Genomic DNA, 3,477 nt, shown 5'->3' with positions numbered 1-3,477 from the left:
CTTACGATGGGACCGGACCCGATTCTTCTGGAGTATGCACGCGCAGGTGTACGCGCGTGCGCATGCGCGTACACATATCATCACCGCGCCACCATTTCCCGTGATCTGGGTGCAATAACCCATAACCCGGGAGAGAATGGTCAGCCCCTGGTGGCCTGTTGTTGCGCGTTCGCGTAGACAAGCTGAAGTAGGTCGGAGCCGGTGACCACCGTGAAGACGGATGCGGCGAGCCGCGTCGGCCGAGGCACGACGACCAGGCCGAAGACGAAGCCGGTGGCCACCCACTGCGCGGTGCAGAACGGGCAGGTGAGTAGCTCACCCACGCTGTGCCGGGCCGGGGGGTGCTCGCGGACCTCCTCGGCGAGTTCCGCCGGTCCCGCGGTGCCGCGGAAGCGGGTGAAGGGGGCGCGCAGCGGGCTTGTCACCGGGTCCTTGGCGAGAAGGCGGCTCAGCTTGTGCGTGGCGATCGTGACGAGAATCAGGTCGGGGACCGCGAACCGCTCGGGCAGGACCGCATCGGACACCCGGCCGATCAGCCCGAGAGCCGCGCACAACCCGCTATACGCCGACAGGGTGGCGAGATAGCCGCGCAGCGGGCGGGGCTCGTCGCCCGCGTACTCGCTCTGTTCCTGGCGCGCCGTGTTGGTCAGGCGGGCCAGCACACCGGTTTTCGGGGCATGCGTCATGTCGGATGCCTGCCCACCGTCTCCGACGGTAACCAGGCGGAGCACGCCCCGCCGGCCGCCGCCACGGCGGGCCCGGCGGAGGCCACCGGGTGCCACCGCCCGGGTCCGCGCGGCAGGAGGAACGGTCATGCTCTCGTCGGCAGGCCCGGACGAGTTTGCCGCAGCTTTCGGGGTTGCCGCAGCTTTCAGGGTTGCCGCAGCTTTCGGGGTCGTCGACCGGGTTTCGTTCGGGTCTCGTTCAGGACTCCGGCGCTGCGTCCCCGTGGCCGTTCGCGCTGGCACGCCGAGTGGTCGTGTTGAACATGCGGGTGAGGTACTCGGTGCGCAGGACGCCGCGGCCGTCGGCTCCGATATAGCCGACGTCACGGGTGAGATAGCCCTCGGGGTAGGTGTAGCCGGCGGCGGTGACCTCGCCGTTGCGGGTCCACCAGGCTTTGCGCTGGGTGTGGCAGCGGTCGCAGGCGTGGATGACGTGGTAGGCGCGGGCCTCACGGTCCTAGGTGGCGCTGTGGGGCTGCCAGCGATGTCCCATGGTGCGGCATTCCACGAAGCTCACAGGCAGCTCGTGCGCCCAGGACTCGATGCTGCGACGGGGGGACTGCTCGGCCATCAGGGTGTTGGCCCCTTTCCGGGGAGACGGTGCGCGGGACGGGAACGACGAACGTAACGGTGGGAGAACGCCGACGGTCTCCTGGAGTGATCCTGCCATCCGGACCTGGTGTGGGTCTCTTCGGTGGGCATGCTGGCGCGCCCCCTGTGACCAGGGTGGATCGGCAACGGACGGCCCACTGTAGTGGTACGGAGGCAGCGTTGTCGTGCACGCGATTCACGATGCCGCCTGCTTCACTGCAACCATCGACACTTTCGGTGAACGGCCTGCCGTCGTGCGGTGCGCGGGACTGGGCCTTGAGGCGGAGATGGATGTGCACGGCTTCCAGCACGCTCACCCGGCCATGGCCGCCGATGGCGAGCACGACAGGTCGATGATCATCTTCTTGCCTGTGGGTGCCCCCGCGGTAGTGGCATGCAATCGTGGAAGAGTGCAGGCACATCGGCCCATGGGCGGTCACGGGGGCGCGAGCCGGACCGCGGTGCTGGTGTGCCAGGGGCGGGCCGTTGCGCACGGGCGCATCGCCATCGACCGGTTCGACGATCCGACAGCAATGATGTTCCTGCGCGTCGACGAACGGGGCGTTGTCGAGTGGGTGCGCGGCGGTGTCCCGCCGCGGGGGTGGGGGGCGCGGCTCGAGTTCGAGATGGTGCGGGCCTGCGGTGAGGTGATGGTGCCGCGTACCGTCGCCATCGACGAGGCCCTCCGGGAGGCCGTCGGCGGGGCCGACGGTGAGGCCGTCGGCGATCGGGGGGTGCGGCGGGCGGAGCAACTGGTGGTTCTCGGCGCGGGCCTGGACGGGCGGCCCTGGCGGATGCCGGAGCTCGCCGCCGTCGCCGTATTCGAGGTCGATCATCCGGCGTCCCAGCGGGACAAGCTCGACCGGCTCGGAGACGCGGATCGGCCCGGGGAGGCGGGGCCGCCGGGAACGACACCGCGTTCCGGAACGACACCGCGTTCCGGAACGACACCGCGCTTTGTGCCGGTGGACTTCAGCCGCGACGACCTCGATGCGGCCCTGACGTCGGTAGGGCATCGGCCGACGGTGCCGACGGTCTGGATCTGGGAGGGTGTCGTGCCCTACCTCACCCGGGGCCAAGTCGCCGCCACGACCCGGGTCGTCGCGGGGCGCTCGACCCCGGGAAGCCGCCTGATCGTTCACTACCACACGCCGACGCTCTCGGCGCTTCTCGGCCGGCTGGCGGCACGGGTGCTAACCATCGTGTCACGGCGCCCCGATCCCCTGGCCCGCGAACCCAACCGCTCGGCATGGACCCCCGCCGCGATGCGTCGGATGCTTGCCGCCCACGGCTTCACCGTCCGCCGCGACGACGACCTGCTCACGCTCGCCCGGTGGCTGGCGGTGCCGGTCCGGCACTGCCAGTCGCTGCGCAACGGCCACGTCGTCGTGGCCGACCTCCTCGTGGCCGACCCCGACATGGTCTAACCCGACATGGTCTGGCGCCACCTCGCGCGCTCCGCTCACACGGACCGATCCGCCCGTCACCCTGATCCGCCCGTCACCCGATCTACTTACAGTACGTAGTTCCCTCGTGGGTTTCGGTTGGGGTTGACCGGGGATGATGCCCATGGCACCCGTGCGGGAAACCCGACGAGACCGCACTCGGCGATCGTGGCGACCGACCGGCAAGACACTGCGGACCGTACACCGGTCGGTCGTCTCCGCGGTCGGTCACCTGCCGTCCCGGGGTACCGGGCGCCCGGTGGGCAAGGGGAGCATCCAGGCGCTGATCGGACCGGAGGAGGCAGGTCACCGGGGCAAGTCACCGGAGGAGGTGGGGAGGGGTCGGGTCAGAGCCGGTTGCGTAGCAGCTGCTTGCCCTCCTCGGCGCCCTTGCGGCTCTCGTTTTGCGCCCGGCGGAACAGGCTCGCCAGTTCTTGGTCGCCGTCGCGCTCGGCGTCGCCGATGTAGGTCGCCAGCCGCAGCGCGTTGCTCAGGCACCTCTCCGTGAACCACAGCAGGTCGTACTGGGCGTCCTTCGTGCCGGTGACGTTCCCGGTCTCGGCTGTCGTGGTCATTTGATCGGCTCCCTTCATCGGGGTCTGCGGATACGCATCCTTCGGAGTACCAGTTCCCGCACGGGCCGCTCTTACCCATCTGTCCGTCCGTGTCCGTCTGTCCGTCTGTGCCGCCGGAGAAACCGAACGGCGGCATCGAGG

General features: G+C 69.7%; 3 protein-coding genes. 1 reads left to right on the top strand and 2 read right to left on the bottom strand.

What is annotated here, in order from left to right:
* Positions 1–140: 140 nt before the first annotated feature.
* Positions 141–815 (bottom strand): DUF1360 domain-containing protein, encoded by a 675-nt coding sequence (locus tag AC08OT_RS19615; RefSeq protein ID WP_476593650.1) that lies wholly within the window; start codon positions 813–815, stop codon positions 141–143.
* 929 nt (positions 816–1,744) lie between these two features.
* On the opposite strand from AC08OT_RS19615, the gene AC08OT_RS19610 reads away from it, so the two are divergent.
* Positions 1,745–2,743, top strand: coding sequence for a class I SAM-dependent methyltransferase (locus tag AC08OT_RS19610; protein ID WP_476593651.1), 999 nt, complete (start codon positions 1,745–1,747; stop codon positions 2,741–2,743).
* A 365-nt stretch (positions 2,744–3,108) separates the two neighbouring features.
* Here AC08OT_RS19610 and AC08OT_RS19605 read toward each other — a convergent pair whose 3' ends face one another.
* Complete coding sequence (locus AC08OT_RS19605; RefSeq protein WP_476593652.1) at positions 3,109–3,336, bottom strand: hypothetical protein; 228 nt, start codon at positions 3,334–3,336, stop codon at positions 3,109–3,111.
* Positions 3,337–3,477: the final 141 nt, after the last annotated feature.

The sequence above is a fragment of the Frankia sp. CgJB1 genome (assembly GCF_977947065.1).
Note: the sequence above shows the minus strand (reverse complement) of the source record. Positions and strands in the feature narration are given on the sequence as shown.

Bases quoted from the DNA above. Each gene is read 5' to 3' on its own strand.
- AC08OT_RS19615 (WP_476593650.1), bottom strand. From the start codon at position 815: ATGACCGTTCCTCCTGCCGCGCGGACCCGGGCGGTGGCACCCGGTGGC.
- AC08OT_RS19610 (WP_476593651.1), top strand. From the start codon at position 1,745: ATGGGCGGTCACGGGGGCGCGAGCCGGACCGCGGTGCTGGTGTGCCAG.
- AC08OT_RS19605 (WP_476593652.1), bottom strand. From the start codon at position 3,336: ATGACCACGACAGCCGAGACCGGGAACGTCACCGGCACGAAGGACGCC.